Annotated in this window: 4 protein-coding genes; all 4 read left to right on the top strand. The window is 38.0% G+C overall.

Translation table 11 applies throughout. The annotated features are described in order from the left end of the window. Positions 1–402 precede the first annotated feature (402 nt). The 4 genes from CJF42_RS25115 (at position 403) to CJF42_RS25100 (ending at position 3,480) form a co-directional block, all read left to right on the top strand. Positions 403–1,464: a sensor histidine kinase gene (locus CJF42_RS25115; protein WP_095369241.1), complete on the top strand. Its 1,062-nt coding sequence runs from the start codon at positions 403–405 to the stop codon at positions 1,462–1,464. 7 nt (positions 1,465–1,471) lie between these two features. Continuing rightward, the gene (locus CJF42_RS25110) at positions 1,472–2,239 is read left to right on the top strand and encodes a LytR/AlgR family response regulator transcription factor (protein ID WP_095369240.1); all 768 of its coding nucleotides are present in this window, start codon (positions 1,472–1,474) and stop codon (positions 2,237–2,239) included. A 146-nt stretch (positions 2,240–2,385) separates the two neighbouring features. Further along, complete coding sequence (locus CJF42_RS25105; RefSeq protein ID WP_095369239.1) at positions 2,386–3,024, top strand: hypothetical protein; 639 nt, start codon at positions 2,386–2,388, stop codon at positions 3,022–3,024. Between the two features lie 105 nt (positions 3,025–3,129). Beyond that, positions 3,130–3,480 (top strand): DUF4870 family protein, encoded by a 351-nt coding sequence (locus tag CJF42_RS25100; RefSeq protein ID WP_042147773.1) that lies wholly within the window; start codon positions 3,130–3,132, stop codon positions 3,478–3,480. The last annotated feature ends 237 nt before the right edge of the window (positions 3,481–3,717 follow it).

Below are 3,717 nucleotides of genomic sequence, written 5' to 3'. Positions count from 1 at the left end.
TAATGACATTGCTTCCGACAAAGCGGTCATAAAGTAATTTTCTTAAAATAGTGACTCAGATTAGATCTTTATATCGTGAACACCGCATTAAACGTCAGCGTCCGCTCACGACACAATGTATGGACTCCACTTGCTTTACAACGATTAATTGACATAAACATATAAAATGCGTACGTATATATGGCATTTAGTTGAAGAAAAATTGCACCAAGTTTGATAGCTCAGCCCAAAGGAAGCAACATCGGGCAGTATACTTTCTAATGGCTATAGCTATGAATCGTTAAAAACAACATAAAACCACATATGAATCACTGAGTTATAAGACCAATTAAAGTTTGTTATTAGCATCACTTTATGGCAAATTAACTCGCCTATAATTATTTATTAAAAAGACAGTCCTGTATGTTAGATACACTGAATCATACGAAAAAAAAAGCCGTTGTGTTGATCTTTGGCTTGGCAAGCATACTCTACACTATACTTAGCGTTAGCCAGCTTTTCGGTGAAACGAGCTTTTACAGCCCTATCGAGCATTTGTTATTTATTTTATACGGATTAAGTAGTTACTTTTCATGTGCGTGGATTACCCGGACTATCATTTACGATGATCGCCAACTCAACTTGAGTGCGATTATACAGGTGATATTTATTTCAGGCATTATCAATGCAGTGGTTACTACTGGCATATTTTTGCTCACCCGCTTAACACTTTTTATATACTTGGATAAATCAGGTTGGTATCCATCAACTGCTGGCATAGTAACCAATATTGGCTACACTTTCTTTATCATCCACTTAATTATTGCCGCATTGTATTTGTCTTATCTGAGCTTACAGGTAAGCCATCGCTCCGCAATACGGCAACTCGCTGCCGAAAAAGAAAATGCAAACGCCCAATTTAAGCTATTGCAGCAGCAAATAACCCCGCACTTTTTATTTAATAGTCTAAATGTACTGGCGAGCTTAATTCCTATTGACGCCAAACTAGCAGAGCAATATGTCACTAAGTTCTCTAACCTCTATCGGTTTGTTCTCAATCACAAAGATGAAGAACTAATAAGCCTAGCCGATGAACTACAATTCATTACCCAATATTGCGAAGTCATGAATATTCGATTTGAAAATGCATACAAACTGGTTATTGAGCAGGCGCAAGAATCTATATCAGAAACCATGATTGCCCCCGGTGCAATACAAACTTGTGTAGAAAACGCAATTAAACATAATATTGCTTCAACGAGAGAACCGCTAACTATCTCTGTAACTTTTGGCAATGATATGGTTCACATAGAAAACCCGTTGAGGCAAAAACTCAATGCGCCCGCATCAACCAAGACAGGATTAGAAAACCTTGTAAAACGCTACCAAAGCTTAAGCGATTCACCTGTTACCATTTTAAAAACAAGTGAGCTGTTTAGGGTGTCAATACCTGCATTAATTTTAACCAAAAATTCCGGCCAGTGAGGGACTGATGTTAGTAGGCATTATTGAAGATGAACCATTGGCGGTAAAACGCCTAATCACTTTATTAAAAGAAATAAAACAGGACATTGAAATTGACTTTGTTATCGACTCAATCAGCTCGGTTGTCGAAACCATTAACAAAGGTACAAAAATCGACCTGCTATTTTCTGACATAGAGCTGCTCGATGGCTCGGTATTTATTGCGCTTGAACAAGTTGAAGTTCCCTGCCCGATTATTTTCACTACAGCGTACGATCAATTTTTAATGGAAGCATTTAGCTGCAACAGCATTGGCTATTTGTTAAAGCCCTTTGACAAAGAATCTTTGATAGGTGCATTAAACAAGTATCATCAGCTGAAAAGCAACTTCTCCATGCTTAATCAAGACATTTTAAATCAGTTGCAATCAACACTTGCAACCAACGCTCAACAAAACTTCAAATCGCGTTTCACAATAAAACGCCATTCAGGTATTGAACTATTGAAAGTTGAAAATATTGCTTATTTCAGAATTGAGCTATCAGGCTTACAAGCTTTTGATCAGCTAAGCAAATCATACCCATTATCTGACGCCAACTTAACCACCGTTGAAGGTCAGTTAAACCCGAGCAATTTTTTTCGCCTTAACCGTCACGAAATGGTATCAATTGATGCAATCGAAAAGATCACACCGCTAGGTAAAGATCGTTTGGAGGTTTCGGTAATAGGTCGTAAGCAGCCATTAACTTGCAGCGCCCAACGAACACCAATATTTAAACAATGGCTTGAGCAATAATCATTTATTTGCTATGAAGGGAATAAATTATTCAGCGCTATATTTCCACGTTCAGTTATAGAATTTCTACGCTCACCGATTATCCGGTTGAGCCCTTTCGCCGAGAAACATAATCTATACCTAATCAAACAACAGGGATATAGAACATGACACCTTCAAATAATAAGCAAGTAAGATCTTTAACATTCGTCAGTACAATTCAAAGCGTTTTGTTAGCAAGTGTTATTGGCTATTCAATTTATGATTTTCAAAAAAGCAGCTATGGTGAAATTGACGTTGAGCGTATCAATATCGTTGGTGAGAATGGGGTGAATCGCGTTGTACTAGCAACACCGGAAAGAGCACCAAACCCAGTAATTGACGGTAAAGAAGTTGAGCGTTCAATTAAGCCTGCCGGTCTTGTATTTTATGATGAAGATGGTAATGAAACTGGTGGACTTGCTACCGCCAGCATGAAAGGTACCAAGGCTGATTTAATGATTTTTGACTACAAAAATTCTGAGGCCATAGGTTTTAACAAGTTTGAAAACGATAAAGGCGACTTTTCAGCAAGCTTTGTCATTCTTGACCGTTTAGATTTAGACAAAGACATGTTCGAACACGGCTCGGCAGGCGCTACCCGTATAGCTATGTCGACTAAAAATAAAGACGCCGCTTTTTCACTGCATGACACTAAAGGCAAAGAGCGTATTAGATTCGCCGTTGACAAAAACGATGTTGCCACCATTCAAATGCTAGATGCCAACGGCAAGGTAACTTTCTCTATCCCTGAAATGCCGAAATAACATCAATTGTTTCCCACAATGAAAGCGAATCAAATTCGATTCGCATTGTTTAAATTAGTCAGTCACACACAACAGTTTATGAGTCAAAATCAAAGGAGAAAACGTATGGGCGAAGCAATAGAAAATAATACAAGAACTATGGGTGCTGCTAAAATTGTTTATATACTATATCTAGTTGGCAGCCTAATTGGCATAACATGCCTGATTGGAGCCATAATGGCTTATATTAACAAAAATGAAGCCTCTGATTGGTTAAAGTCACATTATCAATATCAAATTAGAACATTTTGGATAGGTGCGCTCTACTTGCTTATGGGTACACTACTCTCAGGAAATGTAATTGGCTGGTTTATTATTTGTTACTTTATAGTTTGGCTTGTTGCCCGCTCAATAAAAGGCATGCAATATATTGACAGAGAAACAGCACACCCAAATCCAACCAACTGGTTTTTCTAAGAAAAAAGCAAGCAACCTTAATAGGTGAAATACAGGACGGAAATTCCCCATTTAGTACCAACCTGTATTTTATAGCTTAACAGAAAGACACTTAGCCATATTATGTTTTGACTAGTTATCAATATCTTGGCTAATCTGAATTACAACATTAGCATGATTTGGCAGCGCTCGCCCCTATAGAAAAGCATTGCAGCTCAACGACCGCTATTGGCCGTGCAATGTCATTAACTTAAGGTT

It is taken from the genome of Pseudoalteromonas sp. NBT06-2 (genome assembly GCF_002276045.1).
In the GTDB taxonomy this organism is placed as follows: domain Bacteria; phylum Pseudomonadota; class Gammaproteobacteria; order Enterobacterales; family Alteromonadaceae; genus Pseudoalteromonas.
The sequence above is the reverse complement of the archived record's forward strand: the minus strand, read 5'-3'. Positions and strand labels throughout refer to the sequence as shown.

Coding starts and splice junctions, on each gene's coding strand:
- CJF42_RS25110 (WP_095369240.1), top strand. CDS start 1,472: ATGTTAGTAGGCATTATTGAAGATGAACCATTGGCGGTAAAACGCCTA.
- CJF42_RS25115 (WP_095369241.1), top strand. CDS start 403: ATGTTAGATACACTGAATCATACGAAAAAAAAAGCCGTTGTGTTGATC.
- CJF42_RS25105 (WP_095369239.1), top strand. CDS start 2,386: ATGACACCTTCAAATAATAAGCAAGTAAGATCTTTAACATTCGTCAGT.
- CJF42_RS25100 (WP_042147773.1), top strand. CDS start 3,130: ATGGGCGAAGCAATAGAAAATAATACAAGAACTATGGGTGCTGCTAAA.